Source organism: Pseudomonas sp. NPDC079367 (assembly GCF_044542195.1).
Classification (GTDB): domain Bacteria; phylum Pseudomonadota; class Gammaproteobacteria; order Pseudomonadales; family Pseudomonadaceae; genus Aquipseudomonas.
Genome location: NZ_JBITTW010000006.1, coordinates 130,528 through 156,578, shown reverse-complemented (window position 1 = coordinate 156,578; position 26,051 = coordinate 130,528). Strand labels below are relative to the sequence as shown.

Genomic DNA, 26,051 nt, shown 5'->3' with positions numbered 1-26,051 from the left:
GCCGTCGCGTTGGAAATGGCCGGCTAGGACTGCCTCGAGGCACAGACTTCGCCGCAGGCCCACGCCATCATCGTCGACCGCAAGCCGGACCTGATCCTGCTCGACTGGATGCTGCCGGGCACCTCCGGCATCGAACTGGCCCGACGCCTCAAGCGTGACGAGCTGACCGGGGACATCCCGATCATCATGCTCACCGCCAAGGGTGAAGAGGACAACAAGATCCAGGGCCTGGAAGTCGGCGCCGACGACTACATCACCAAACCGTTTTCTCCGCGCGAACTGGTCGCCCGTCTCAAGGCTGTGCTGCGCCGTGCCGGACCGACCGATGGCGAAGCGCCAATCGAAGTCGGCGGCCTGTTGCTCGACCCGATCAGCCACCGCGTGACCATCGACGGCAAACCCGCCGAGATGGGCCCGACCGAATACCGCCTGCTGCAATTCTTCATGACCCACCAGGAACGCGCCTACACCCGCGGCCAGTTGCTGGATCAGGTCTGGGGCGGCAACGTCTATGTCGAAGAGCGCACCGTCGACGTGCACATCAGGCGCCTGCGCAAAGCCCTCGGCGACGCTTACGAAAATCTGGTACAAACCGTGCGCGGCACCGGTTATCGGTTCTCTACAAAGGCCTGATCCGCCCGCCAGACTCGCTGACAAGGACCGTATCGACTGTGAATCAAAACTGGCATGGCACCCTGATTCGCCACATGCTGTTGCTGGTCACCGCCTGCCTGGTGATCGGCCTGATCACCGGCTATTACGGCTGGAGCCTCGCAGTGGGTCTGGGCCTTTATCTGGCCTGGACGCTCAAGCAATTGCTGCGTCTGCACGAATGGCTGCGCCAGCACCAACCCGACGAAGCACCGCCCGATGGCTATGGTCTGTGGGGCGAGGTGTTCGACAGCATCTACCACCTGCAACGCCGCGATCAACGCGTGCGCGGGCGCCTGCAAGCAGTGATCGACCGGGTGCAGGAATCCACCGCCGCGCTGAAAGACGCAGTGATCATGCTCGACAGCGACGGCAATCTGGAATGGTGGAACCGCGCCGCCGAAACCCTGCTCGGCCTCAAGACCCCACAAGACAGCGGCCAACCGGTGACCAACCTGGTGCGCCATCCGCGCTTCAAGGAATATTTCGAGCAGGACAACTTCGCCGAGCCGCTGGAAATCCCGTCTCCGACCAATGATCGCGTACGCATTCAGCTGTACCTGACCCGCTACGGCAACAACGAGCATCTGATGCTGGTGCGCGACGTCACGCGCATCCATCAACTGGAGCAGATGCGCAAAGACTTCATCGCCAACGTTTCCCACGAATTGCGCACACCGCTGACGGTGATCTGCGGCTATCTGGAAACCCTGCTCGATAACGTCGAGGAAGTGAACCCGCGCTGGAGCCGGGCCCTGCAGCAGATGCAGCAACAGGGCGGGCGCATGCAGACGCTGCTCAACGACTTGTTGCTGCTGGCGAAACTGGAAGCCACCGATTATCCGTCGGATAACCAGCCGGTGCAGATCGACACATTGCTGCAATCGATCACCAGCGACGCCCAGCAATTGTCCGGGTCGAAAAACCAGCGCATCAGCCTCGAGGCCAATGCCGGAGTGCTGCTCAAGGGCAGCGAAGCGGAGTTGCGCAGTGCGTTTTCCAATCTGGTGTTCAACGCGGTCAAGTACACCCCGGCCGAAGGCAACATTCGGATTCGCTGGTGGGGCGACGATCAGGGCGCTCACCTGAGCGTGCAGGATTCGGGCATCGGTATCGACAGCAAACACCTGCCGCGCCTGACCGAACGCTTCTATCGCGTCGATTCCAGCCGCAACTCCAACACCGGCGGCACCGGCCTCGGCCTGGCCATCGTCAAACACGTGCTGTTGCGCCATCGTGCGCGCATGGAGATCAGCAGCGTGCCCGGCCACGGCAGCACGTTCACCTGCCACTTCGCCCCGGCCCAGGTGGCCAGCGCACGGGCGATCAGCGCCGCCGAGTGATGCCGCCCGGCACACGCCACTAGGCAATTGCCAAGTCAGCCGCTACATTGGCTGACTTGCGCCTGCCTTTCAGGCGCTGTTTTCCCTTACTTTCGAATCACACGGAACCTGCAAAACTCCATCATGGACCCTTCCCCTGGCTTGTCCCTCGCTACCATTTTTGCCGACTTCGGCATGATTCTTTTTGCTCTGATCCTGGTGTTGCTCAACGGCTTTTTCGTTGCGGCGGAATTCGCCATGGTCAAACTACGCTCGACCCGGGTCGAAGCCATCGCCGAGCAGCACGGCTGGCGCGGGCACATCCTGCGCACCGTGCACAGTCAGCTCGATGCCTACCTGTCGGCATGTCAGTTGGGTATCACCCTCGCCTCCCTCGGCCTGGGCTGGGTCGGTGAACCGGCGTTCGCGCACATTCTCGAACCTTTGCTCAGTGCAGTCGGCGTAGATTCGCCCGAGATCATCAAAGGCGTGTCGTTCTTCACCGCGTTCTTCATCATTTCCTATCTGCACATTGTGGTCGGCGAGCTCGCGCCCAAGTCGTGGGCGATCCGCAAACCCGAGCTGCTGTCGCTGTGGACGGCGGTGCCGCTGTACCTGTTCTACTGGGCGATGTACCCGGCGATCTACCTGCTCAACGCCAGCGCCAACGCGATTCTGCGTATCGCAGGGCAAGGTGAACCCGGCCCGCACCATGAACACCATTACAGCCGCGAAGAACTGAAACTCATCCTGCACTCCAGCCGTGGCCAGGATCCGAGCGATCAGGGCATGCGCGTATTGGCTTCGGCCGTGGAAATGGGCGAGCTGGAAGTGGTCGACTGGGCCAACTCCCGCGAAGACCTGATCACCCTCGAATTCAACGCGCCGCTGAAGGAAATCCTGGCGATGTTCCGTCGCCACAAGTTCAGCCGTTATCCGGTGTACGACAGCGAGCGCCAGGAGTTCGTCGGCCTGCTGCACATCAAGGATCTGCTCTTGGAACTGGCGGCGCTGGACCACATTCCCGAGTCGTTCAACCTGGCCGAGCTGACCCGCCCGCTGGAGCGCGTATCGCGGCACATGCCGCTGTCGCAGTTGCTGGAGCAGTTCCGCAAGGGTGGCTCGCACTTCGCCGTGGTCGAGGAGGCTGACGGCAACATCATCGGCTACCTGACCATGGAAGACGTGCTGGAAGTGCTGGTCGGCGACATTCAGGACGAACACCGCAAGGCTGAGCGCGGCATTCTCGCCTATCAGCCGGGCAAGCTGCTGGTGCGTGGCGATACGCCGTTGTTCAAGGTTGAGCGCCTGCTGGGCATCGATCTTGATCACATCGAAGCGGAAACCCTCGCTGGGCTGGTTTACGAAACCCTCAAACGGGTCCCGGAAGAGGAAGAAGTGCTGGAAGTCGAAGGCCTGCGCATCATCATCAAGAAGATGAAAGGGCCGAAGATTGTCCTGGCCAAGGTGTTGATGCTCGATTGAGTGCCATGCGGGAAACCGCGTTGCCTGCCAAAAGATCGCAGCCTTCGGCAGCTCCTACAGGGATCGCATTCCCATGGCAGGATCTGCCGCAGGCTGCGATCTTTTGCTTTATTGTTTGCCCAACGCAAAATTGGGCAACGCCGCCAGTGGCTGATTGAACTGGTAGGGAATCGACACCAGCCCTTCGCCGGTATTGCGCTGTACCACGAAGTGCAGGTGCGGGCCGCTGCTGTTGCCGGTGTTGCCCGACAGCGCCAGCGCACTGCCGACCTTGACCCGCTGCCCTTCGCGTACGCTCACCGAACCCTGCTTCAGATGCAGGTACACGCCCATGGTGCCGTCATCGTGCAGCACCCGCACGAAATTGCCCGACGCATCGGTGCCGCGCCCGCTCTGGGAATTCTCGGTCTTGACCACCACCCCCGCTCGCGCGGCAATGATCGGCGTGCCGACCGGCATGGCAATGTCCATGGCGTAGCGATTCTTCGGCCCGTAGTGGCTGTACTGGCCGTTGGCGCCCTGACTCAGGCGGAACGGCCCGCCACGCCAGGGCAGCGGATAGCGATAGCCCTGCGCGGTGCCTGAGGGGTCGCCCAGCGAATACTGGAACTGCGGCGAATACACCAGCGGCTGATCGCGGCTGATCGCCGTCAGCAGCGCCAGTCGCGTGTTGCTGCGCGGTGGCAGGACGCGACGTATGGCCTGCGCAGGGGCGCCGCGCACATTGCTCGTGCCGATGAAGGCCAGGGCAACCTCGACCGGCGCGTACAGATCGTTGCGCGCAAACACCACGTCGACGCCCTTCTGCTTCTTGATGTCCAGATACACCTGGCGGTCGAGGCGCTCGACCATGCGATCCTGAAACACGAACACTTTCGCGCCTTTGCTCGGGCGGTCGCTGTACGAGACCACACCGTTGGCGTCGGTGGATTTGTAGATGGTCATGGCCACCGCCAGGTGGGAGGCCAGGCAGAGACCGCAGAAAAACAGCAGGCGCGCGAGCATGGGCAAAAGTCTGTCGAAGGAAGGCCTGGGAATCAGCCTAGCAGCTGAGACAGACCAGGCTAGTCGACAGATGTTGCAAATAGGCAGTGCAGAAGCCGATCGTTCCCACGCTCTGCGTGGGAACGATCACTGCCAGGCGACGAGATCAGGCGCCCGGTACGAAATGCTTCTGCGCCGTGCCACGGGCGATCAGGCGCGAGATATAGTCGAGCTTCTGCGCGTCCTGGTCGACGAAGCGGAAGGTCAATTGCAGCCAGTCGCTGTCGGCTTTCTGCTCGTGGGCGACGATGGCGTGCAGGTAACCATTGAGGCGCGCTATCTCGGCGTTGTCGCCCTGCTCCAGATCGAGCACGGCGCTGTCGAGAATCTGCGGCAGGGTCTCGGTGCGCTTCACCACCAGCAGCGCTTCCTTGATGCTCAAGGCCTTGATCACGCATTGCTGATTGCCGCTCGGCAGTCGCAGCTGACCCTGACCGCGACCGCCCACCGGCGCCTTGGATGCACCGGGCGCCTGAACTGGCGGGCTGTTGAGCAAACCGCGCGACGGTGCAGCGGCTGGAGCGGGGGCAGCAGCGACAGGCTTGGCCGCAGCACCGCCGACCACGGCAGGCTTGCCGCCGGTCAGTGCGCTCAGGGAATCGTTGCCGAATGCCGAATTCATTTTGGTCGGCGCGCTGTTCATCAGGGTGTCGAGCTTGCCGACCTTGTTCAGTGCCTGCTTGACCTTGGTCAGCAGTTGCTCGTTGGTGAACGGCTTGCTGACGTAGCCGGAAACGCCGGCCTGAATCGCCTGGACGACGTTTTCCTTGTCACCACGGCTGGTGACCATGACGAACGGCATGGTCTTGAGGTTGTCCTGCTCGCGGCACCAGGTCAGCAGCTCGAGGCCGGACATTTCCGGCATCTCCCAGTCGCACAGCACCAGGTCGAACGCCTCTTTGGCCAGCATGGCCTGGGCCTTTTTGCCGTTGATGGCGTCCTCGGTGCGGATCCCCGGGAAGTAATTACGCAGGCACTTTTTCACCAGGTCACGAATGAACGAAGCATCGTCCACGACCAACACACTGATCTTGCTCATCCAACACCCCTATTAAAATCCCGGCAAGCATAACGCTGGCTGATGGCACATTGCCAAAACTCTTCAGTCACGCCGGGACTTTTCGTTCGCGGGTGCTGCTTTTTAATTCGCTTTTCAATTCGGTCGCCTGTGAAAAGCACAAACAAAAACGCCCGGCCAGAGGGCCGGGCGCTTTTCTCAGGCAATCTTACTTATCGTCAGCTTCGCCCGGAACATTAGCGGTTTCGGCACTTGTGCCTTCAACTTCTTCCTTCATGCGCTTGAGGCCCATGTGGCGCACGTCAGTGCCGCGCACCAGGTAAATCACCAGTTCGGAGATGTTGCGCGCGTGATCGCCGATGCGCTCCAGCGAACGCAGGACCCAGATGATGCTCAGCACCCGCGAGATAGAGCGTGGGTCTTCCATCATGTAGGTCGCCAGCTCACGCAGGGCGGTTTTGTATTCGCGGTCGATGATCTTGTCGTACTGCGCCACCGACAAGGCCAGATCGGCGTCGAAACGCGCGAACGCGTCCAGTGCATCGCGAACCATATTGCGTACCTGGTCGCCAATGTGGCGAACCTCGACGTAACCGCGCGGCGCTTCACCTTCTTCGCACAACTGGATGGCACGACGGGCGATCTTGGTGGCTTCATCGCCGATACGCTCGAGGTCGATCACCGACTTGGAAATGCTGATGATCAAACGCAGGTCGGACGCCGCCGGCTGACGACGGGCGAGAATACGCAGGCATTCTTCGTCGATGTTGCGTTCCATCTGGTTGATCTGGTCGTCGATCTCACGCACCTGCTGAGCCAGGCCGGAGTCCGCCTCGATCAGCGCGGTCACCGCGTCGTTGACCTGCTTTTCGACCAGCCCGCCCATGGCAAGGAGGTGGCTGCGCACTTCCTCGAGCTCAGCGTTGAACTGCGCGGAGATGTGGTGGGTAAGGCCTTCTTTACTAATCATGTTGGCGTCCTTGGAGCGTCCGGTTAGGTGCGGTGGGCCGCAGCGTCAATTCTGTGAATAACCCGCAACTGTCAGCCATAACGACCGGTAATGTAGTCTTCGGTCTGCTTCTTCGCCGGATTGGTGAACAGGGTATCGGTGTCGCCGAATTCCACCAGTTTGCCCATGTACATGAACGCGGTGTAGTCGGACACCCGTGCCGCCTGTTGCATGTTGTGGGTCACGATGACGATGGTGAACTTGGATTTCAGCTCGTAGATCAACTCTTCGACCTTCAGCGTCGAGATCGGGTCAAGTGCCGAGCACGGTTCGTCGAGCAGCAAAACTTCTGGCTCAACGGCGATGGTACGGGCGATGACCAGACGCTGTTGCTGACCACCGGACAGGCCGAGAGCCGAATCGTGCAGGCGATCCTTGACCTCGTCCCACAGCGCCGCGCCTTTCAATGCCCACTCGACCGCTTCATCGAGAATGCGCTTCTTGTTGATGCCCTGGATGCGCAGGCCGTACACCACGTTTTCGTAGATGGTCTTCGGAAACGGGTTGGGCTTCTGGAACACCATGCCGACACGACGACGCAGCTCGGCAACGTCTTCGCCCTTGCGATAGATGTTGTTGCCGTACAGGTTGATTGCGCCCTCGACGCGGCAACCGTCGACCAGATCGTTCATCCGGTTGAAGGTACGCAGCAACGTCGACTTACCGCAGCCCGACGGGCCGATGAACGCGGTCACGCGCTGCTTCGGGATGTTCATGCTGACGTCGAACAGTGCTTGTTTGTCGCCGTAGTACAGGCTCAGGCCCGGCACTTCGATGGCGACGGTTTCCTGTTCGAGGTTCAGGCTCTGCTTGTCGCGGCCCAGGGCAGACATGTTGATGCCGTGGCTGTGTGTTTCGTGCTGCATGGGAGGCTCCCTGTGCTGACAAATTCGGTTCGGGTAGCCGCTTGGTGCGGCTGTACTCAATCTAGGGTGGAAGCGGGCTTGCTCGCGAAGAGGTCGGCACATTCAACATCAATGTCGCCTGACCCGCCGCCTTCGCGAGCAAGCCCGCTCCCACAGGGATATCAACTGTCCAAAGCCTTGTACTTCTCGCGCAGGTGGTTGCGGATATACACCGCCGACAGGTTCAACGTCGCGATCACCAGCACCAGCAGCAGCGCGGTGGCGTACACCAGCGGGCGGGCTGCTTCGACGTTCGGGCTCTGGAAGCCGACGTCATAGATATGGAAGCCCAGGTGCATGATTTTCTGATCCAGGTGCAGGTACGGGTAGTTGCCGTCCACCGGCAGCGACGGCGCCAGTTTCACCACGCCCACCAGCATCAGCGGCGCCACTTCACCGGCGGCACGGGCCACGGCGAGGATCATGCCGGTCATCATTGCCGGGCTGGCCATCGGGATGACGATCTTCCATAGCGTCTCCGCCTTGGTCGCGCCCAGTGCCAACGAGCCTTCACGCACGGTACGCGGAATGCGCGCCAGACCTTCCTCGGTCGCCACAATCACCACCGGCACCGCCAGCAGAGCAAGGGTCAGCGAGGCCCACAGCAGACCCGGTGTACCAAAGGTCGGTGCCGGCAGCGCTTCAGGGAAGAACAAGCGGTCAACCGAACCACCGAGCACATAAACGAAGAAGCCCAGACCGAACACGCCGTAGACGATCGCCGGTACGCCGGCGAGGTTGTTCACCGCGATGCGAATGACTCGGGTCAGGGTGTTCTGCTTGGCGTATTCACGCAGGTACACCGCCGCCAGTACGCCGAACGGGGTCACGATCATCGCCATGATCAGGGTCATCATCACGGTGCCGAAGATCGCCGGGAAGATCCCGCCCTCGGTGTTCGCTTCACGCGGGTCATCCGAGAGGAACTCCCAGATCTTGCTGAAGTAGAAGCCGACCTTGGTCAACGTGCTCATCGCGTTCGGCTGGTAGGCGTGAACCACTTTGCCCAGACCGATTTCAATCTCTTTGCCGTTGGCGTCGCGAGCGGTCAGGGCGTCGCGGTTGAACTGTGCATGCAGGTCGGACAGACGTGCTTCGATGTCCTGATAGCGCGCGTTCAGCTCGGCACGCTCCGATTCCATGTCCGCTTGTGCAGTGGCGTCGAGTTTGCCTTCCAGCTCCAGCTTGCGGCCATGCAGACGGATGCGTTCGAGGCCGGCGTTGATTGCGCCAATGTCGACTTTTTCCAGCGTCTTGAGCTGAGCGGCGAGATCGTTCACACGATCGATGCGCGCTTGCAGCTCGGGCCATGCGGCTTCGCCTTCAGCGATGACCTTGCCGTCCTGTTTGACGTTGACCAGGTAGCCGTAGAAGTTGCCCCACTCGCGACGTTCGATGGCCATCAATTCGGGCGGCGTGGTCTGGTCGGTCAGCCATTCGCCGACGATCCAGGTGAAGTCGTTGCCGTTCAGGTCACGGTTGCCGACTTTGATCAGCTCGCGGGTCATGAATTCCGGGCCTTCATCCGGCACCGGCAAACCAGCACTCTTCAGACGCGCGCGCGGCACTTCTTCTTTCTGCACCACTTCGCCGATCACCAGGTGATTGGCCTGGCCCGGTACGTCGTAATGGGCGTGGATTAGGTCCGCCGGCCAGAAGTGACCGAGACCGCGCACCGCGATCACCGCCAACAGGCCGATGGTCATGATGACCGCGATGGACACCGCGCCACCGCTGATCCAGACGCCCGGGGCGCCGCTCTTGAACCATCCTTTCAGGGAGTTCTGTTTCACAGACTTCTACCTTTGCTTAAAGCGACGAGTATTTCTTGCGCAGACGCTGACGAATCAGTTCTGCCAGGGTGTTCATGACGAAGGTGAACAACAGCAGCACCAGCGCCGAGAGGAACAGCACGCGGTAGTGGCTGCCGCCGACCTCCGACTCGGGCATATCCACCGCGACGTTGGCGGCCAGGGTGCGCAGGCCTTCGAACAGGTTCATCTCCATGACCGGGGTGTTGCCGGTGGCCATCAGCACGATCATGGTTTCGCCGACTGCGCGGCCCATGCCGATCATCAGCGCCGAGAAGATGCCCGGGCTGGCGGTCAGGATCACCACGCGAGTCATGGTCTGCCACGGCGTCGCACCGAGGGCCAGTGAACCCAGGGTCAGACCGCGGGGCACGCTGAACACGGCGTCTTCGGCGATCGAGTAGATATTCGGAATTACCGCAAAACCCATGGCCAGGCCGACCACCAGAGCGTTGCGCTGGTCGTAGGTGATGCCCAGGTCGTGGGAAATCCACATGCGCATGTCACCGCCAAAGAACCAGTTCTCCAGGAAGGGGCTCATGTACAGCGACAGCCAGCCCACAAACAGGATCACCGGAATCAGCAGCGCGCTTTCCCAGCCATCCGGGACTTTCAGGCGGATCGATTCAGGCAGGCGGCTGAAGGTGAAACCGGCCACGAGGATGCCGATCGGCAGCAACATCAGCAGGCTGAAGATGCCTGGCAGATGGCCCTCTACGTACGGCGCGAGGAAAAGACCGGCGAAGAAACCGAGGATCACCGTCGGCATCGCTTCCATCAGTTCGATTACCGGCTTGACCTTGCGACGCATGCCCGGGGCCATGAAGTATGCGGTGTAAATGGCAGCGGCAACAGCCAGGGGTGCGGCCAGCAGCATGGCGTAGAACGCAGCTTTCAGAGTGCCGAAGGTCAGCGGCGACAGGCTCAGTTTCGGTTCGAAATCGGTATTGGCCGCGGTCGACTGCCAGACGTATTTAGGCTCGTCGTAGTTTTCGTACCAGACTTTGCTCCACAGCGCGCTCCACGATACTTCCGGGTGCGGGTTGTCGAGCAGCAGCGGTTGCAGCTTGCCGCCTGCTTCCACGATGACCCGGTTGGCGCGCGGCGACAGACCGAACAGGCCCTGGCCTTCGACGACCTGATCGACCAGCAGCGTGCGGTGCGCGGTGCTGTGGAACACGCCGAGCTTGCCGCTGGCGTCGAGGGCGAGGAAGCCTTTGCGGCGCTCCTCGGCGGCGATTTCAACGATTGGCGTGGTGCCCATCTGGAACGTGCGAATCTGCTTCAGGCGCTGCTCGCCGTCAGTGTCGCGGGCCATGAACCACTGGGCCAGACCACCCTTGGAGTCGCCGACGATCAACGAGATGCCGCCGACCAGTTGCCCGGTGGCGGTGACTTCGGCGTCAGCGTTTTCCAGCAGTTTATAGCGACCGTTGAGGCTCTTGTCGCGAAGGCTGAACACGTCGGCCTGAGCGCGACCGTTGACCACATACAGCCACTGCTGGCGCGGGTCGACGAAGATGTTTTTCACAGGCTCGGTCATCTGCGGCAGATCGATACGCTTCTGCTCGTTGGTGACTTCGCCGGTCATCATGTTTTCTTCGCTGGTCAGCGACAGCACATTGAGTTGCGAACCGGTGGAACCGACAAGCATCAGGGTCGAATCGGTGGCGTTGAGGCTGACATGCTCCAGCGCGCCGCCGCTTTCGTTCAACGCGATCGGCGTCTCGCCGTACGGATATTCGATGGCCGGGCTGATGGTTTTCTTGCCGTCGGGGTAGCTGACTTTATAAGTGTGACGGAACACCAGCGCCTGACCGTTGGACAAGCCCACGGCCACCAGCGGGTGACCTGGCTGATCTTCGCCGATCGAGGTTACGGTTGCGCCCGTCGGCAACGGCAGGTCGACGCGCTTGAGCTCAGCGCCACTGTCGACATCGAAAAACAGCGCCTGGCCCTTGTCGGACACGCGCATGGCCACCTGATTCTGCTCTTCGAGCGAGATCATCAGCGGCTTGCCGGCGTCCTGCATCCAGGCCGGGGTGATCGAGTCTTTCGCGGTCAGATCGGCACCCTGAAACAGCGGCGCGACGACGTAGGCGAGGAAGAAGAAGATCAGAGTAATGGCAGCCAGCACCGCCAGGCCGCCAACGAGGACGTACCAACGGGTGAAGCGATCCTTGAGCGCGCGAATGCGGCGCTTGCGTTGCAGCTCAGGCGTATTGAAATCAATGCGCTTGGGAGGGGAAGTCGTAGTCATTGGGGAATTGGCCAGATCATTCATGCGCACACCCTAGCGATCCTGTATGACAGAAAGATGACAATGCAGTGACGCAGCAAATCCGCCAGCCGGAAGTCCGGCAGCGGAGTCGAGAATTCGAGGTTGCGAAACCTCTGCAGGAGCTGTCGAGGGAACCGAGGCTGCGATCTTTTGATCTTGCGATCAGAGGCCAGATCAAAAGATCGCAGCCTCGTTTCACTCGTCAGCTCCTACAGGGTTCCAGCAGATCCGGGGGGTTGCCCCGGATCTGAGGTGTTACTTTTTGGCGACAGCGCCGCCTTCCTGCAGACCGAGGTCAGCCAGTGCCTTGGCAGCAACCTTGGCTGGCAACGGGATGTAACCGTCTTTCACTACCACTTCCTGGCCCTGTTTCGACAGCACCAGCTTCACGAACTCGGCTTCCAGCGGGGCCAGAGGCTTGTTCGGGGCTTTGTTGACGTATACGTAGAGGAAACGCGACAGCGGGTACTTGCCGTTCAGGGCGTTTTCTTCGGTGTCTTCGATGAAGTCAGTGCTGCCTTTTTTGGCCAGCGCTACCGTTTTCACGCTGGCAGTCTTATAGCCGATGCCCGAGTAGCCAACGCCGTTCAGCGAGGAGCTGATCGACTGTACGACCGAGGCCGAACCTGGTTGCTCGTTGACGTTTGGCTTGAAGTCACCTTTGCACAGAGCTTCTTCTTTGAAGTAACCGTAAGTGCCCGATACCGAGTTACGACCAAACAGTTGAACCGGCTTGTTCGCCAGGTCGCCGGTCACGCCCAGGTCGCCCCAGGTTTTCACGTCGGTTTTGGCACCGCACAGGCGAGTGGACGAGAAGATCGCGTCAACTTGCTCCATGGTCAGGCCCTTGATCGGGTTGTCCTTGTGCACGAACACGGCCAGGGCATCCACGGCAACCGGAATCGCGGTCGGCTTGTAGCCGTATTTCTGCTCGAACGCCTGCAGTTCGTTGTCCTTCATCTTGCGGCTCATCGGGCCCAGGTTGGCGGTGCCTTCGGTGAGCGCAGGTGGCGCGGTGGAGGAGCCAGCGGCCTGAATCTGGATGTTGACGTTCGGGTATTCTTTCTTGTAGTTCTCGGCCCACAGGGTCATGAGGTTGGCCAGGGTATCGGAACCGACGCTGGACAGGTTGCCCGACACACCAGTGGTCTTGGTGTAGCTCGGGATAGCAGGGTCAACAGCGGCGAACGCGTTGGCAGTCGCAACGCCAGCAGCGACAAATGTCATTGCCGCCATCAAACGCTTCAGTTTCATGCCTTACTCCTAGCAGATAGGGTGTGTTAAGTCGGGGCCAAGTATCAGCAGGCCGTATGAACACTCTATGGCTGAAATATGACAATTGGATGAAAGGCCAGCATCGGGTTTTGCTGGATGAACAGATCGTTCCCACGCTCTGCGAGGGAACGCCGCCATGGACGCTCTGCGTCCGCATTTGAGACGTGACGCGGAGCGTCACAGGATGCATTCCCACGCGGAGCGTGGGAACGATCAGGCGGGAGAGAAAATCAACGCCCCTTCTTCCAGAGCCACGCCCCGACCAGAATCCCCATCGCACACAGCACCGCAACATAGTAGGCCGGGCCCATCGCGCTTTCCTTCAGCAGCAGGCTCACCACCATCGGCGTCAAGCCGCCAAATATTGCGTATGCGACGTTGTACGAGAATGACAAGCCGCTGAAGCGCACCACCGGCGGGAACGCCTTGACCATCACGTACGGCACCGCGCCAATCGTGCCGACCAGCAGACCGGTCAGTGCGTACAGCGGGAACAGCCAGTCCGGGTGGTCGGCGAGGCTGTGGTAGAAAGTCCAGGAGCTGATCAGCAGGCCCAGGCAGCCGAACACGAATACGCGACCAGCGCCGAAACGATCGGCCAGTGCGCCGGCACCAATGCAGCCGAGGCTGAGGAAGACGATGGCCAGGCTGTTGGCTTGCAAGGCTGTCGTTGGCGAGAAGTGGTACACCGTCTGCAGCACGGTCGGGGTCATCAGAATCACCACGACGACGCCGGCCGACAGCAGCCAGGTCAGCAGCATCGAAATCGCGATCGCGCCGCGATGATCACGCAGCACCGCACGCAGCGGCACTTCTTCAGCGAGGGCCTTGCGCTGTTGCAGCTCAGCGAACACCGGAGTTTCGTGCAGCCAGCGGCGCAGATACACCGAGAACAGACCGAACACACCGCCAAGCAGGAACGGAATCCGCCAAGCGTAATCGGAAACTTCCGCAGGCGTATAAATGCTGTTGATCGCCGTGGCGACCAGCGAGCCAAGCAGGATCCCGGCGGTCAAACCGCTGGTGAGCGTGCCGCAGGCATAGCCGATGTGTTTTTGCGGCACGTGTTCGGAAACGAAGACCCACGCCCCCGGCACTTCACCGCCAATGGCGGCGCCCTGGATCACGCGCATCAGCAGCAACAGGATCGGCGCCCAGATGCCGATCTGCGCATACGTTGGCAGCAGGCCCATGATCAACGTGGGCACGGCCATCATGAAAATGCTCAAGGTGAACATCTTTTTGCGCCCCAGCAGGTCGCCGAAGTGCGCCATGACGATGCCGCCCAAAGGACGCGCCAGATAGCCGGCGGCGAAGATGCCGAAGGTCTGCATCAAGCGCAGCCACTCGGGCATGTCGGCCGGGAAGAACAGCTTGCCGACCACGGTGGCGAAGAAGACGAAAATGATGAAATCGTAGAACTCCAGCGCCCCGCCGAGGGCGGACAGCGACAGAGTCTTGTAGTCGTTGCGGGTCAACGGTCGTGCGGGTTGCTCGGGCTGCGCGAGGCTCGAAGGCGCTGTGGTCATGGCAAGGGCTTCTCTTATAGTCGAATCTGTCGCCACAACAACGCTGGCGGTGGCTTGGACAGGTTCGGCACCATAGCAAATTGTTCGAAAAAGCACATAGAGGCGCGTAATTGACGGTCAAAATCAGAACCGGGTGGTCGTCGCGGGGTCTATCGACCGATATACTCGCCAGCTGCGCAGGGTTTGTAAGAGGTTGCTGTGCGAAAACGTTGTTGGCCCGTCCTTTGCTCGGGATTTAGCCTTTTTCGCAGAGTTTCCCTTTAGGCGCCTGATGGAAAACGTGACGAACGCAGTGTGTTCGGTGTTGAATCGTTTTTCTTGAAGACGGCTACCACCCGCAATACCCACGAAGAGTCACGGGTCAGAGGCCCCTCGGCATGATAGAGCTCGAACAAGAAGATCCGATCCCACAGGGCGACCTGGCCCTGCAAATCACCGCCCTTCCGCGAGAAACCAACGGCTTTGGCGATATTTTCGGCGGCTGGCTGGTCGCACAGATGGATCTGGCCGGCACCGCCATGGCCAGCCGCGTCGCCGGTGGCCGCGTCGCCACTGTCGCCATCGACCGCATGGCATTTCTCGTCCCGGTCGCCGTCGGCGCGCAGTTGTCCTTTTATACCCAGACCCTGGAAATCGGCCGCAGCTCGATCCAGATGATGGTCGAAGTGTGGAGCGATGACCCACTCTCCAGCGAATGGCGCAAGGTCACCGAAGCGGTTTTCGTCTTCGTTGCCATCGACGGCAGCGGTCGCACCCGTTCGGTGCCACCACGCGCGCGTTAAACCTCGCGGCCGTTTTGCGGTCGATAGTCGTCCCCAGTGTCTGATCGAGAGTTGCCCATGAACACGCCCAACGTTGAAGCCGTGAAACAGGATGAACTGAACTGCTGGCGCATCCGCCACGGCAAGGCCGAAGTGCTGGTGGCCCAGCAAGGCGCGCACATCCTCAGTTATCAGGTCGACGGCCAGCCGCCGATCATCTGGCTCAACGACAAGGCCGAGTTCAAGATCGGCAAAAGCATCCGCGCCGGCGTGCCGGTGTGCTGGCCGTGGTTCGGCAAATTCGAACGCAACCCGCAGAGCGTGCAAGCCATGTACACCGGCGCGCAACCGGCCCCGGCGCACGGTCTGGTGCGGGCGATCGACTGGCAGTTGGGCAATATCGAATCGGCGGCTGACGGCATCAAGGTCGAGTTCAAGCTGCCCTGTCCAGGAGGTGGTCTGCCAGGCTGGCCGCACGAGGTCGATCTGACCCTGACCCTGCATCTGGCGGATCAACTGCATTACAGCCTGACCAGCCATAACCGGGGTTCTGGCAGCGTCACGCTGAGTCAGGCGCTGCACACCTATTTCGCCGTGAGTGACGTGCGCAATGTGCATGTCGATGGCGTCGCCGGGCTGAATTACATCGAGACCCTGGATGACTGGAACACGGCCCGCCAGACCGGAGATCTGCATTTCAGCAGCGAGACCGACCGCATCTATCTCGACGCTCCGCCACGGCTGAGCATCGTTGATCCGACCTGGGAACGACGCATCGTGCTGACGTCCAGCGGTTCACGCACCGCAGTGATCTGGAACCCGTGGATCGACCGCGCCGCTGCACTGCCCGACATGGACAACGACGGCTGGCAGCGCATGCTGTGCATCGAGACGGCGAATGTGATGGATGACGTGGTGACATTGGCGCCGGGGGCGAGCCATACCATGGGCGTTAGCGTCGCCAGCAAACCGCTTTAAGATCAAAAGATCGCAGCCTTCGGCAGCTCCTGCATTTGGAATGCATTTTCCCTGTAGGAGCTGCCGAAGGCTGCGATCTTTTGCTTTAAAGGTCAGCCTCCTGCACGACCCGCACCTTGTCTGCCTCCAGCGCATACGCTGCATCAGCCAAGTCATTGCTGACCTTCTCGACCTTGAGCGTGCCGGTCACCCACAGCGGTGTGTAAATGTCGTCCAGCTTCAAGCCTTTGGGATAACGCACCAGCACCAGTTGATTGGGCGGCGGTGGCGGCACGTGGATGCAGGCGCCCGGATACGGTACGAGGAAGAACAGCGTGCTGCGGCCCTTGGCATCCGACTCCAACGGCACCGGGTAACCACCGATGCGGATGTGTTTGTCGTTCATCGACGCCACGGTTTTGGTCGAATACATCACTGCCGGCAGACCTTTGGCCTGCTTCATCCCGCCCTTCTCGGTGAAAGTGCCGGTGGCTTCGGGAGAGTTGTGGTCGATGTCTGGCATGGCCTCGAGGGCCTTTTGGTCCGACTTGGGCATCAGTTCCAGCCAGTCGGTTTCCGGCAGTTCGCCGGCGTGGGCGAGATAGCTGCCCAGCAAGAGGAGAGTCAACAGAAGACGGCGCATGAAGGTGCTCGGCAGGCAAAGGAATGGACGGTGAGTCGCCGCGCATTCTAGCCCTCCCGGCCGCGATGGCCGAGAGGGCTTTGTCGCTTTCGATCAGTTCTTTTTGATCAGACCGTAGATCACCAGCAACACGACAGCGCCGACCAGTGCGCCGAGGAAACCCGCGCCCTCGCCCGCCTGATAGATGCCCAGAGCCTGGCCGCCGTAAGTGGCCGCCAGCGAACCGCCGATACCGAGCAGGATGGTCATGATCCAGCCCATGCTGTCATCGCCCGGTTTCAGGAACCGAGCCAGCAGGCCGACGATCAAGCCGATAAAGATGGTTCCGATAATTCCCATGACATTTCCCTCTGATTAAGTGGCTATGCCAAAGCCTAGTCAGACTTTCGCATACTGCCATGAGAGAACGGCGGCCCCGCAATGGTTCCGCCGCTGCCACATGAAACTGTTTTACTCGGCGATCAGCGCTTCGACCTTGATGATCTGCGCCTGCAGCGTGGCCATGTCGGCGCAACGCAGGTTGGCGTGGCCGACCTTGCGTCCGGCCTTGAAAGCTTTGCCGTAGTGATGCAGATGGCAGTCTTCGATGGCGATGACTTTTTCCACCGGCGGCACTACGCCGATGAAGTTGAGCATCGCGCTCTCGCCGACCTTGGCGGTCGAACCCAGCGGCAGGCCGGCCACGGCACGCAGGTGGTTTTCGAACTGGCTGCACTCGGCACCTTCGGTGGTCCAGTGCCCGGAGTTGTGCACGCGCGGGGCGATTTCGTTGGCTTTCAGGCCACCGTCGACTTCGAAGAACTCGAAAGCCATCACACCAACATAGTCGAGGTGTTTAAGCACACGGCTGGAATAATCTTCCGCCAGCGCCTGCAACGGGTGATCGGTACTGGCCACCGACAGCTTGAGGATGCCGCTGTCGTGGGTGTTGTGCACCAGTGGATAGAACTTCGTTTCACCATCGCGCGCGCGCACGGCGATCAGCGACACCTCGCCGGTGAACGGCACGAAGCCTTCCAGCAGGCAGGCAACGCTGCCCAGTTCGGCAAAAGTACCGGCCACGTCTTCCGGCTTGCGCAGGACTTTCTGGCCCTTGCCGTCGTAACCCAGGGTGCGGGTTTTCAGCACGGCCGGCAGACCGATCGCAGCGACAGCGGCATCCAGGTCGGCTTGCGACTGGATGTCGGCGAAGGCCGGGGTCGGAATGCCGAGGTCTTTGAACATGCTCTTTTCGAACCAGCGGTCACGAGCAATGCGCAGGGCTTCGGCGCTCGGGTAGACCGGCACAAATTGCGAAAGAAACGCCACGGTTTCGGCCGGGACGCTTTCGAATTCGAAGGTCACCAGATCGACTTCATCGGCCAGTTGGCGCAGATGATCCTGATCGCCGTAATCGGCCCGCAGGTGTTCGCCCAGTGCGGCCGCACAGGCGTCAGGCGCAGGGTCGAGAAAAGCGAAGTTCATGCCCAGCGGAGTACCCGCCAGAGCCAACATGCGACCCAACTGGCCGCCACCGATTACACCGATCTTCATCAAAACAACCTCAGGCAATACGTGGGTCTGGATTGTCCAGGACGCTGTCTGTCTGCTCGGCACGGAAGGTTTTCAGTACCGCGTGGAACTGCGGGTGCTTGGCGCCGAGTATGCTCGCCGACAGCAAGGCTGCGTTGATCGCGCCGGCCTTGCCGATCGCCAGCGTGGCGACCGGAATGCCCGCCGGCATCTGCACGATCGACAGCAGCGAATCGACGCCCGAGAGCATGGCCGACTGCACCGGCACGCCCAGTACCGGCAGGTGGGTCTTGGCCGCACACATGCCTGGCAGGTGGGCCGCACCGCCGGCACCGGCGATGATCACCTCGATGCCGCGGCCTTCAGCCTCTTCGGCGTACTGGAACAGCAGATCCGGGGTGCGGTGGGCGGAGACCACTTTGACCTCGTACGGGATGCCAAGCTTTTCCAGCATATCGGCGGTGTGGCTAAGGGTGGACCAATCGGACTTGGAGCCCATGATCACGCCAACCAGTGCACTCATCGTCGCGCCTCTTCTCTCAGGAGCGCCCGCAGGCGCGTCATAAAACAACAAGCCACGCAGGTTGCGTGGCTTGATTGTACGAAAAATGGCCGGACGTGCCGGCCGAAGGCCGCGCAGTATACCGCAAAGAAAGCAATAAACAGCCCCCGAAACGACCATCCGTCAAATCAGCGAAAGGCCCGGTTTTATTGACTTGAAGGTCAGCGCCGCAACACCACAAATCCCCCTGTGGGAGGGGGCTTGCTCGCGAAAGCGTCGTGTCAGTCGGCCTCTATTTATCTGGCACACCGCCTTCGCGAGCAAGCCCGCTCCCACGGTTGGTTCTGCAGTGGGTCAGGAGGTTTGTGCTGCGCCACCTTCGAGCTTGCGCCACAGCAACCGCACGTTGGCCTTGCGCACCAGCGCGCAGCGGTACAGACGGATCTCCAGCGGCACATGCCATTGCGGGCCGCCGCAGACCACCAGTTCGCCCCGCGCCAACTCGGCGCGCACGCTCAGTTGTGGTACCCAGGCGATGCCCAGGCCCTCCAGTGCCATGCTTTTCAGGCTGTCGGCCATGGCGGTTTCGTAGATCGTGGTGAAGCGCAATTGACGCTGGCGCAGCAAGCCATTGACCGAACGTCCGAGAAACGCACCGGCGCTGTAAGCCAGCAACGGCACGCTCGCCTCGCCCTCCAGATCGAACAATGGTTTGCCATCGGGGTCCGCCGCGCACACCGGCAGCATTTCGGTCTGGCCCAGATGCAGCGACGGGAAGATCTCCGGGTCCATCTGCATGGCTGAATCCGGGTCGTAGAAGGCCAGCATCAGATCGCAGCCACCTTCGCGCAGCGCATGCACGGCATCGCCAACGTTGGTCGCCACCAAACGTGTGGCGATGTTCAGCCCCTCGTTGCGTAACTGGGCGATCCAGCGCGGGAAAAAGCCCAGGGCCAGGGAATGCGCCGCAGCAACTTGCATCACTTCGCCCTGCCCGCCTTCCAGATGATGCAGATGGCGCAGCACCTCACCGAGCTGTTCGACCACGGTGCGCGCGGTCACCAGGAACAACTGCCCCGCCGCCGTCAGTTCGACCGGCGTGCGCGATCGGTTGACCAGTGTCAGCCCCAGCGCGGCTTCGAGGCTGCGGATCCGCCGACTGAACGCCGGCTGGGTCACGAAGCGCCGTTCGGCCGCCTGCGAAAAGCTGCGAGTGGCGGCCAGGGCACTGAAGTCCTCGAGCCATTTGCTTTCCAGATTCATCACGTCCTCCCGGACACGCACCAAAACAGGTCACACGTCTGCCGCGCAAGCGGCGTCACATGGGCATTATGCCGAATGTGCATAGGGCAGTGCTGAACAGCATTGGCCCAAAAATCCCCACAAGCCTAGCATTCGCAGCGTTCCGGCACAGACCGGGTCCTTATCGAGATGATTTCTATCATGTCCTCCGCTGCATCTTTCCGCACAGAAACCGACCTGCTTGGCGCCCTCGAAGTACCGGCCCATGCGTATTACGGCATCCAGACCCTGCGAGCGGTGAACAACTTCCGCCTCTCGGGCGTTCCGATTTCGCATTACCCGAAACTGGTTGTGGGCCTGGCGATGGTCAAACAGGCCGCCGCTGACGCCAACCGCGAGCTGGGTCACCTGAGCGAAGCCAAGCACGCTGCCATCAGCGAAGCCTGTGCGCGATTGATCCGCGGCGATTACCACGAAGAGTTCGTGGTCGACATGATTCAAGGTGGCGCCGGCACTTCCACCAACATGAATGCCAACGAAGTGATCGCCAACATTGCGCTCGAAGCGATGGGTCACGAGAAAGGCGAATACCAGTACCTGCACCCGAACGATGACGTGAACATGGCGCAGTCGACCAACGACGCTTACCCGACGGCGATCCGTCTGGGTCTGCTGCTGGGTCACGACGCGCTGCTGGCCAGCCTCGACAGCCTGATTCAGGCGTTCGCGGCCAAGGGCAAAGAGTTCGACCACGTCCTGAAAATGGGCCGTACCCAGCTGCAAGACGCCGTGCCGATGACCCTCGGCCAGGAATTTCGCGCGTTCGCCACCACCATGGGCGAAGATCTGGCGCGCTTGAAAACGCTGGCCCCGGAGCTGCTGACCGAAGTCAACCTCGGCGGCACCGCCATCGGCACCGGCATCAACGCCGACCCGCGCTATCAGGCGCTGGCTGTTCAACGTCTGGCTTTGATCAGCGGCCAACCGCTGGTACCGGCCGCCGACCTGATCGAAGCGACCTCCGACATGGGCGCCTTCGTGCTGTTCTCCGGCATGCTCAAGCGCACCGCGGTCAAGCTGTCGAAGATCTGCAACGACCTGCGCCTGCTGTCCAGCGGCCCACGCACCGGCATCAATGAAATCAACCTGCCGGCGCGCCAGCCAGGCAGCTCGATCATGCCCGGCAAGGTCAACCCGGTGATCCCGGAAGCCGTGAACCAGGTCGCGTTCCAGGTCATCGGTAACGACTTGGCGCTGACCATGGCAGCCGAAGGCGGCCAGCTGCAACTGAACGTGATGGAGCCGCTGATCGCCTTCAAGATCCTCGATTCGATCCGCCTGCTGCAACGCGCCATGGACATGCTGCGCGAGCACTGCATCGTCGGCATCACCGCCAACGAAGCGCGCTGCCGCGAACTGGTCGAGCATTCGATCGGTCTGGTCACCGCACTGAACCCGTACATCGGCTACAAAAACGCCACCCGCATCGCCCGTATCGCCCTTGAAAGCGGCCGCGGCGTGCTGGAACTGGTGCGCGAAGAAGGTCTGCTCGACGAAGCCATGCTCGCCGACATCCTGCGCCCGGAAAACATGATTGCCCCGCGTCTGGTTCCGCTCAAAGCCTGAGCCGACGCGAACTTGTAGCACCGCTCACCAGGTCGAGGGACTAGACACCTCTCACCTTTTGAGGGCTTGGGGATTTTGTCCCCGAGCCCTTTTTTTTAACTTCTTTGCGGCAGGACGTTAAATGTTTTGTGTATTTGATACCGCCAAGATCGCAGCCTTCGGCAGCTCCTACAGTGATTGGCGTACACCTGTAGGAGCTGCCGAAGGCTCGGGCCGCGATCGGACGATCTTTTGATCTTGCAGCACCCTCGTTTCGTCGCTTGCACCACTACCGTGCAGACGGGCGCGTCACTGATCGGTATAGTGCCGCCCCTCTTCGCGTGAGCGGTCGTCGGTAACGAGGCCACAACCCATGCGAAACCCGAACTAATAACAAAACCCGCGATATGGATCCGGGACGAAACCTTCGCCTCGCCCGTCGTGCCGCGCGCAGACCGGTGTAACACGATGTTTCTCCGATCCAGCATTTGCACCCACAAAAAACAGCGAGGCAAAATCCATGCTCGAAGTCATCAACGACTTCCTCTCAGGGAAAGTACTGATCGTGCTCATTGTCGGGCTCGGTAGCTACTTCACGATTCGCTCGCGTTTCGTTCAACTGCGCCACTTCTTCCACATGTTCGCGGTGTTCCGCGACAGCCTCAAAGGCAGCGCCGGGCAGCTCAGCTCCTTCCAGGCCATGATGATCAGACTCGCCGGCCGCGTCGGAGCAGGCAACATCGCCGGTGTCGGCATCGCCCTGACCCTCGGTGGTCCGGGTGCGGTGTTCTGGATGTGGGTGACCGCACTGGTCGGCATGTCCAGCAGCTTCTTCGAGTGCACCCTGGCCCAGGTCTACAAGCGCGCCGATGGCGATGGCCTGTACCGTGGCGGCCCGGCCTACTACATCCAGCACGGGCTGAAGCTCAAAGGCATGGCGGTGGTTTTCTCCATTCTGTTGCTGGTCACCTACGGCTTCGCCTTCATTGGCCTGCAGTCCTACACCGTGACGCATTCGCTGCAGAACGCCTTTGAGTTCGATCCACGACACACCGGTATCGTCCTGGCGGTGCTGCTGGCCATCACCTTTATCGGTGGCATCAAGCGCATCGCTTCGGTCTCCGACCTGCTGGTACCCATCAAGACCCTGGCCTATATCGGCGTGACCCTGTACGTGATCGGCACCCAGATCGAACAGGTACCGGCCATGCTGGAAACCATCTTCAAGAGCGCCTTCGGCCTTGACCCGGCCTTCGCCGGCCTGCTCGGCAGCGCCATTGTCATGGGCGTGAAGCGTGGAGTGTTCGCCAACGAAGCAGGCCTGGGCAGTGCGCCGAACGTCGCCGCCGTAGCGGCCGTCAAGCACCCGGGCGCGCAGGGCGTGGTCCAGGCTTTCAGTGTGTTCCTCGACACCTTCGTGATCTGCACCTGCACCGCGCTGCTGATCCTGCTGTCGGGCTTCTACACCCCGGGCTTCGAGGGTGACGGCATCGTCCTGACCCAGAACTCGCTGGCCGCCGTGGTGGGTGACTGGGGTCGCATGTTCGTCAGCGTCGCGCTGTCGCTGTTCGTCTTCACCTGCATCCTCTACAACTACTATCTGGGCGAGAACAGCTTGCAGTTCCTGACCCGCAACCGCGCCGCGCTGATGGTTTTCCGCGCTCTGGTGCTGGCGCTGGTGGTGTGGGGTTCGATGCAGGATCTGACGACGGTGTTCGCCTTCGCTGACATCACCATGACCTGCCTGGCCTTCGTCAACCTGGTGGCTCTGGCCATGCTGTTCAAGGTCGGCCTGCGCGTCATGCGCGACTACGATGAGCAGCGTCGCGCCGGCGTCAAACAGCCCGTGTTCGATTCCAGCAAATTCGCCGATCTGGATCTGGATCGCAATGCCTGGCCGGTCAATCCGCCAGCAGCTGCGGGTCAGACCGAAACTGCGCCGCAAGGCGTCCCTGCAGCGCAACGCTGACAGGTGAATGACGGGCGCATCCCCTGCGCCCGTCAGTTACAGTGCGATGCAATACCTGTGCGAGCGGGCTTGCTCGCGAATACGGTGAATCAGTGGAAATATCTTTAGCTGACCCACCGCTTTCGCGAGCAAGCCCGCTCCCACGTGTCATCTCTTGTGGAGACCTCAGATGATTGCCAATTCCTATCCCGCCGCTCAACAGGTCATGGTGCTTTACACCGGTGGCACCATCGGCATGCAGGCCAGCGCCAACGGGCTGGCTCCGGCGTCCGGTTTCGAAGCGCGGATGCGCGACTACCTGCACAGCCAGCCTGAGCTGGTAGTGCCGCAGTGGCAATTTCGGGAAATGTCGCCGCTGATCGACAGCGCCAACATGGCGCCCGCCTACTGGCAGCAACTGCGCGAGGCGGTTGTCGATGCCGTGGATGTGCAAGGCTGCGACAGCGTGCTGATTCTGCACGGCACCGACACGCTCGCGTACAGTGCGGCGGCGATGAGTTTCCAACTGCTCGGCCTGCATGCCCGCGTGTGTTTCACCGGCTCGATGCTGCCGGCGGGTGTGACCGACAGCGATGCCTGGGAAAACCTCGGCGGCGCGCTGGTCGCCCTCGGCCAAGGCCTGGCGCCGGGCGTGCACCTGTACTTCCACGGCGAACTGCTGGCGCCGACCCGCTGCGCGAAAGTGCGCAGCTTCGGCCGCCATCCGTTCAAACGTCTGGAGCGTCAGGGCGGTGGAGTGAAGGCGCCGTCGATTCCCCTCGCGCTGAGCTACAACCAGCCCAGGCAACTGGCGAAAGTCGCGGTGTTGCCGCTGTTTCCCGGCATCAGCGCCGAGACCCTCGACAGCCTGTTCGACAGCGGCATTCAAGGCCTCGTGCTGGAATGCTACGGCAGCGGGACCGGGCCGAGCGACAACCCGCAATTCCTCGCCAGCCTTGGCCGCGCACGGGATAACGGCGTGGTGGTGGTTGCGGTTACGCAGTGCCATGAAGGTGGGGTTGAGCTGGACGTGTATGAGGCGGGCAGCCGTTTGCGCGGTGTTGGGGTGTTGTCTGGTGGCGGCATGACGCGAGAAGCGGCGTTCGGCAAGTTGCATGGGTTGCTCGGTGCCGGGCTGGCAAATGCTGAAGTGCGCCGGCTGATTGAACTCGATCTGTGCGGCGAGTTGGTCTGACACAACGCAAGATTCTGTGGGAGCGGGGTTGCTCGCGAAGGCAGCGTGTCAGATAAGGCGATGTCGACTGACACGACGCATTCGCGAGCAAGCCCGCTCCCACATTTTGATCTGCGTACGGCATATAAATTGCTCCCACATTTTGATCTGCGTACGGCATATAAATTGCTGCATGCCAGCCACCTCCAGGCTGGAAGATCCCATGCTCCACTCCCACCTCACTACCCTCAATGCGGTTTCGCTGATCCTCAACACGTTCAAGGCCGAAGGCCTGTCGAGCGAGGCGTTGCTGGCTGGCAGCGGCATTGTTGCGGCGGATCTGCAGCGGGCCGATACGCGCATCACCACCCATCAGGAGATGCAGGTCTGCACCAACGCGGTCGCGCTCAAGCGTGACATCGGCCTTGAGCTGGGCCGACGCATGCACGTGTCCTGTTACGGCATGCTCGGTTACGCCCTGCTGACCTGTGCCACCTTCGGTGACGCTTTGCGTCTGGCGATCCGCTATCCGGCGCTGTTGGGCACGCTGTTCGAACTGAGCCTGGAAGACGATGGCGAGCAGGTCTGGTTCGTCGCCGCCGACTATCGCGAAAGCCCGGCGATGGCGGTGTTCAATGCCGAATTCTGTCTGGTCTCATTGAAAGTCATCTGCGACGACTTGCTCGGCCATGCGCTGCCGCTGCGCGCCACGCGCTTCGAACATGCCGCACCGGACTACCGCGCCAGCTACGCCGTACCCTTCCACTCGCCGCTGCACTTTTCGGCCAGGCACAACGCCTTCGCCTTCGACCGTCACTGGCTCGATCAGCCGCTGCCGCTGGCCGACGCGATCACCCATCAGGCCATGGCCGAGCGCTGCCGCAAGCAAAATCTGGAGTTCACCGGACGTCAGGCCTGGCTGGGCCGTATTCGTCAGCTGCTCAGCGCGCAGTTGAACGCTGCGCCTGGACTTGAAGGTCTGGCGCAGCAGATGAAGTGCTCACCGCGCACCTTGCGCCGGCATTTGAAAGACATGGGCAGCAGTTATCAGGAACTGCTCGATGAACTGCGCTTCGAGCGAGCCAAGCAGATGTTGTGTGAGGATCAGTTGCCGATCTATCGGATTGCCGAAACGCTGGGCTTCAGCGAAACCGCGAGTTTCCGCCATGCGTTTGTGCGCTGGAGCGGCGTGGCGCCGAGTCAGTTCAGAGCCTGATAAATCAAAAGATCGCAGCCTTCGGCAGCTCCTGTACCAATCCCGCAGGAGCTGCCGAAGGCTGCGATCTTTTGATTGTGAGGGGCGAATTTCGGTCAGAGGTTTTGGCCACATCGATCCCCTTTTGGCCGCTCACAACGTTTCCCGATCTGCCCCGCGCC

At 61.3% G+C, this 26,051-nt stretch carries 21 protein-coding genes and 1 pseudogene; 9 read left to right on the top strand and 13 right to left on the bottom strand.

Features of this window, described 5'->3' with window-relative positions:
- The 3 genes and pseudogenes from phoB to ACIGDJ_RS09715 all read left to right on the top strand — a co-directional run.
- Nucleotides 1-633, top strand: a pseudogene (gene phoB / locus ACIGDJ_RS09725) (phosphate regulon transcriptional regulator PhoB); the annotation flags it as partial.
- 74 nt (nucleotides 634-707) lie between these two features.
- Nucleotides 708-1,994 (top strand): phosphate regulon sensor histidine kinase PhoR, encoded by a 1,287-nt coding sequence (phoR, locus tag ACIGDJ_RS09720; RefSeq protein WP_256589924.1) that lies wholly within the window; start codon nucleotides 708-710, stop codon nucleotides 1,992-1,994.
- 123 nt (nucleotides 1,995-2,117) lie between these two features.
- Entirely contained in the window at nucleotides 2,118-3,458 is a 1,341-nt protein-coding gene (locus ACIGDJ_RS09715) for a hemolysin family protein (RefSeq protein ID WP_016772486.1), read from the top strand.
- 108 nt (nucleotides 3,459-3,566) lie between these two features.
- Here ACIGDJ_RS09715 and ACIGDJ_RS09710 read toward each other — a convergent pair whose 3' ends face one another.
- From ACIGDJ_RS09710 to ACIGDJ_RS09675, 8 genes are all read right to left on the bottom strand, one after another.
- Nucleotides 3,567-4,463 (bottom strand): peptidoglycan DD-metalloendopeptidase family protein, encoded by an 897-nt coding sequence (locus tag ACIGDJ_RS09710; protein WP_397478669.1) that lies wholly within the window; start codon nucleotides 4,461-4,463, stop codon nucleotides 3,567-3,569.
- Between the two features lie 145 nt (nucleotides 4,464-4,608).
- Nucleotides 4,609-5,541, bottom strand: coding sequence for a response regulator (locus ACIGDJ_RS09705; protein ID WP_101161743.1), 933 nt, complete (start codon nucleotides 5,539-5,541; stop codon nucleotides 4,609-4,611).
- Between the two features lie 187 nt (nucleotides 5,542-5,728).
- Nucleotides 5,729-6,490 (bottom strand): phosphate signaling complex protein PhoU, encoded by a 762-nt coding sequence (gene phoU, locus ACIGDJ_RS09700; RefSeq protein ID WP_016772483.1) that lies wholly within the window; start codon nucleotides 6,488-6,490, stop codon nucleotides 5,729-5,731.
- A gap of 71 nt (nucleotides 6,491-6,561) precedes the next feature.
- A complete protein-coding gene (pstB, locus tag ACIGDJ_RS09695) occupies nucleotides 6,562-7,395 on the bottom strand; it encodes a phosphate ABC transporter ATP-binding protein PstB (RefSeq protein ID WP_101161745.1) in 834 nt (277 codons plus the stop codon).
- A 161-nt stretch (nucleotides 7,396-7,556) separates the two neighbouring features.
- Entirely contained in the window at nucleotides 7,557-9,227 is a 1,671-nt protein-coding gene (gene pstA, locus ACIGDJ_RS09690; RefSeq protein ID WP_101161747.1) for a phosphate ABC transporter permease PstA, read from the bottom strand.
- A 16-nt stretch (nucleotides 9,228-9,243) separates the two neighbouring features.
- Nucleotides 9,244-11,277 carry an ABC transporter permease subunit gene (locus ACIGDJ_RS09685; protein ID WP_397504544.1) on the bottom strand — a complete coding sequence of 678 codons (2,034 nt, stop codon included), beginning with the start codon at nucleotides 11,275-11,277 and terminating at the stop codon, nucleotides 9,244-9,246.
- Nucleotides 11,278-11,781: 504 nt separating this feature from the next.
- The gene (locus tag ACIGDJ_RS09680) at nucleotides 11,782-12,780 is read right to left on the bottom strand and encodes a phosphate ABC transporter substrate-binding protein PstS (protein ID WP_101161751.1); all 999 of its coding nucleotides are present in this window, start codon (nucleotides 12,778-12,780) and stop codon (nucleotides 11,782-11,784) included.
- 251 nt (nucleotides 12,781-13,031) lie between these two features.
- The gene (locus ACIGDJ_RS09675; RefSeq protein ID WP_101161753.1) at nucleotides 13,032-14,330 is read right to left on the bottom strand and encodes an MFS transporter; all 1,299 of its coding nucleotides are present in this window, start codon (nucleotides 14,328-14,330) and stop codon (nucleotides 13,032-13,034) included.
- Between the two features lie 377 nt (nucleotides 14,331-14,707).
- On the opposite strand from ACIGDJ_RS09675, the gene ACIGDJ_RS09670 reads away from it, so the two are divergent.
- Together ACIGDJ_RS09670 and ACIGDJ_RS09665 are read left to right on the top strand one after the other, a co-directional pair.
- Entirely contained in the window at nucleotides 14,708-15,112 is a 405-nt protein-coding gene (locus ACIGDJ_RS09670; RefSeq protein ID WP_003229628.1) for an acyl-CoA thioesterase, read from the top strand.
- A gap of 57 nt (nucleotides 15,113-15,169) precedes the next feature.
- Entirely contained in the window at nucleotides 15,170-16,069 is a 900-nt protein-coding gene (locus ACIGDJ_RS09665) for a D-hexose-6-phosphate mutarotase (RefSeq protein WP_397478673.1), read from the top strand.
- Between the two features lie 85 nt (nucleotides 16,070-16,154).
- Here the strand turns inward: ACIGDJ_RS09665 and ACIGDJ_RS09660 are convergent, their stop codons facing one another.
- From ACIGDJ_RS09660 to ACIGDJ_RS09640, 5 genes are all read right to left on the bottom strand, one after another.
- Nucleotides 16,155-16,691 carry a DUF3299 domain-containing protein gene (locus tag ACIGDJ_RS09660; protein WP_397478674.1) on the bottom strand — a complete coding sequence of 179 codons (537 nt, stop codon included), beginning with the start codon at nucleotides 16,689-16,691 and terminating at the stop codon, nucleotides 16,155-16,157.
- A gap of 93 nt (nucleotides 16,692-16,784) precedes the next feature.
- Nucleotides 16,785-17,030 carry a GlsB/YeaQ/YmgE family stress response membrane protein gene (locus ACIGDJ_RS09655; RefSeq protein ID WP_016772475.1) on the bottom strand — a complete coding sequence of 82 codons (246 nt, stop codon included), beginning with the start codon at nucleotides 17,028-17,030 and terminating at the stop codon, nucleotides 16,785-16,787.
- Between the two features lie 111 nt (nucleotides 17,031-17,141).
- Nucleotides 17,142-18,224, bottom strand: a complete 1,083-nt coding sequence (locus tag ACIGDJ_RS09650) for a 5-(carboxyamino)imidazole ribonucleotide synthase (RefSeq protein ID WP_101161758.1) — start codon at nucleotides 18,222-18,224, stop codon at nucleotides 17,142-17,144.
- 10 nt (nucleotides 18,225-18,234) lie between these two features.
- Nucleotides 18,235-18,726, bottom strand: coding sequence for a 5-(carboxyamino)imidazole ribonucleotide mutase (gene purE / locus ACIGDJ_RS09645; protein ID WP_007954291.1), 492 nt, complete (start codon nucleotides 18,724-18,726; stop codon nucleotides 18,235-18,237).
- 333 nt (nucleotides 18,727-19,059) lie between these two features.
- A complete protein-coding gene (locus ACIGDJ_RS09640; RefSeq protein WP_397478675.1) occupies nucleotides 19,060-19,968 on the bottom strand; it encodes a LysR substrate-binding domain-containing protein in 909 nt (302 codons plus the stop codon).
- 180 nt (nucleotides 19,969-20,148) lie between these two features.
- Here ACIGDJ_RS09640 and aspA point away from each other — a divergent pair, with 180 nt between their 5' ends.
- From aspA to ACIGDJ_RS09620, 4 genes are all read left to right on the top strand, one after another.
- Nucleotides 20,149-21,573 carry an aspartate ammonia-lyase gene (aspA, locus tag ACIGDJ_RS09635; protein ID WP_016772472.1) on the top strand — a complete coding sequence of 475 codons (1,425 nt, stop codon included), beginning with the start codon at nucleotides 20,149-20,151 and terminating at the stop codon, nucleotides 21,571-21,573.
- 499 nt (nucleotides 21,574-22,072) lie between these two features.
- Nucleotides 22,073-23,521 (top strand): alanine/glycine:cation symporter family protein, encoded by a 1,449-nt coding sequence (locus tag ACIGDJ_RS09630; protein WP_397504543.1) that lies wholly within the window; start codon nucleotides 22,073-22,075, stop codon nucleotides 23,519-23,521.
- 169 nt (nucleotides 23,522-23,690) lie between these two features.
- On the top strand, nucleotides 23,691-24,695 hold the full coding sequence (locus tag ACIGDJ_RS09625; protein ID WP_101161764.1) for an asparaginase: 1,005 nt from the start codon (nucleotides 23,691-23,693) through the stop codon (nucleotides 24,693-24,695).
- Between the two features lie 202 nt (nucleotides 24,696-24,897).
- Nucleotides 24,898-25,890 carry an AraC family transcriptional regulator gene (locus tag ACIGDJ_RS09620; RefSeq protein WP_313000087.1) on the top strand — a complete coding sequence of 331 codons (993 nt, stop codon included), beginning with the start codon at nucleotides 24,898-24,900 and terminating at the stop codon, nucleotides 25,888-25,890.
- Nucleotides 25,891-26,051: the final 161 nt, after the last annotated feature.

What these genes read in the sequence shown, in the direction of transcription:
- phoR (WP_256589924.1), top strand. Translation starts at nt 708, where the DNA reads ATGCTGTTGCTGGTCACCGCCTGCCTGGTGATCGGCCTGATCACCGGC.
- ACIGDJ_RS09715 (WP_016772486.1), top strand. Translation starts at nt 2,118, where the DNA reads ATGGACCCTTCCCCTGGCTTGTCCCTCGCTACCATTTTTGCCGACTTC.
- ACIGDJ_RS09710 (WP_397478669.1), bottom strand. Translation starts at nt 4,463, where the DNA reads ATGCTCGCGCGCCTGCTGTTTTTCTGCGGTCTCTGCCTGGCCTCCCAC.
- ACIGDJ_RS09705 (WP_101161743.1), bottom strand. Translation starts at nt 5,541, where the DNA reads ATGAGCAAGATCAGTGTGTTGGTCGTGGACGATGCTTCGTTCATTCGT.
- phoU (WP_016772483.1), bottom strand. Translation starts at nt 6,490, where the DNA reads ATGATTAGTAAAGAAGGCCTTACCCACCACATCTCCGCGCAGTTCAAC.
- pstB (WP_101161745.1), bottom strand. Translation starts at nt 7,395, where the DNA reads ATGCAGCACGAAACACACAGCCACGGCATCAACATGTCTGCCCTGGGC.
- ACIGDJ_RS09685 (WP_397504544.1), bottom strand. Translation starts at nt 11,277, where the DNA reads ATGCAGGACGCCGGCAAGCCGCTGATGATCTCGCTCGAAGAGCAGAAT.
- ACIGDJ_RS09680 (WP_101161751.1), bottom strand. Translation starts at nt 12,780, where the DNA reads ATGAAACTGAAGCGTTTGATGGCGGCAATGACATTTGTCGCTGCTGGC.
- ACIGDJ_RS09675 (WP_101161753.1), bottom strand. Translation starts at nt 14,330, where the DNA reads ATGACCACAGCGCCTTCGAGCCTCGCGCAGCCCGAGCAACCCGCACGA.
- ACIGDJ_RS09670 (WP_003229628.1), top strand. Translation starts at nt 14,708, where the DNA reads ATGATAGAGCTCGAACAAGAAGATCCGATCCCACAGGGCGACCTGGCC.
- ACIGDJ_RS09665 (WP_397478673.1), top strand. Translation starts at nt 15,170, where the DNA reads ATGAACACGCCCAACGTTGAAGCCGTGAAACAGGATGAACTGAACTGC.
- ACIGDJ_RS09660 (WP_397478674.1), bottom strand. Translation starts at nt 16,691, where the DNA reads ATGCGCCGTCTTCTGTTGACTCTCCTCTTGCTGGGCAGCTATCTCGCC.
- ACIGDJ_RS09655 (WP_016772475.1), bottom strand. Translation starts at nt 17,030, where the DNA reads ATGGGAATTATCGGAACCATCTTTATCGGCTTGATCGTCGGCCTGCTG.
- ACIGDJ_RS09650 (WP_101161758.1), bottom strand. Translation starts at nt 18,224, where the DNA reads ATGAAGATCGGTGTAATCGGTGGCGGCCAGTTGGGTCGCATGTTGGCT.
- purE (WP_007954291.1), bottom strand. Translation starts at nt 18,726, where the DNA reads ATGAGTGCACTGGTTGGCGTGATCATGGGCTCCAAGTCCGATTGGTCC.
- ACIGDJ_RS09640 (WP_397478675.1), bottom strand. Translation starts at nt 19,968, where the DNA reads ATGAATCTGGAAAGCAAATGGCTCGAGGACTTCAGTGCCCTGGCCGCC.
- aspA (WP_016772472.1), top strand. Translation starts at nt 20,149, where the DNA reads ATGTCCTCCGCTGCATCTTTCCGCACAGAAACCGACCTGCTTGGCGCC.
- ACIGDJ_RS09630 (WP_397504543.1), top strand. Translation starts at nt 22,073, where the DNA reads ATGCTCGAAGTCATCAACGACTTCCTCTCAGGGAAAGTACTGATCGTG.
- ACIGDJ_RS09625 (WP_101161764.1), top strand. Translation starts at nt 23,691, where the DNA reads ATGATTGCCAATTCCTATCCCGCCGCTCAACAGGTCATGGTGCTTTAC.
- ACIGDJ_RS09620 (WP_313000087.1), top strand. Translation starts at nt 24,898, where the DNA reads ATGCTCCACTCCCACCTCACTACCCTCAATGCGGTTTCGCTGATCCTC.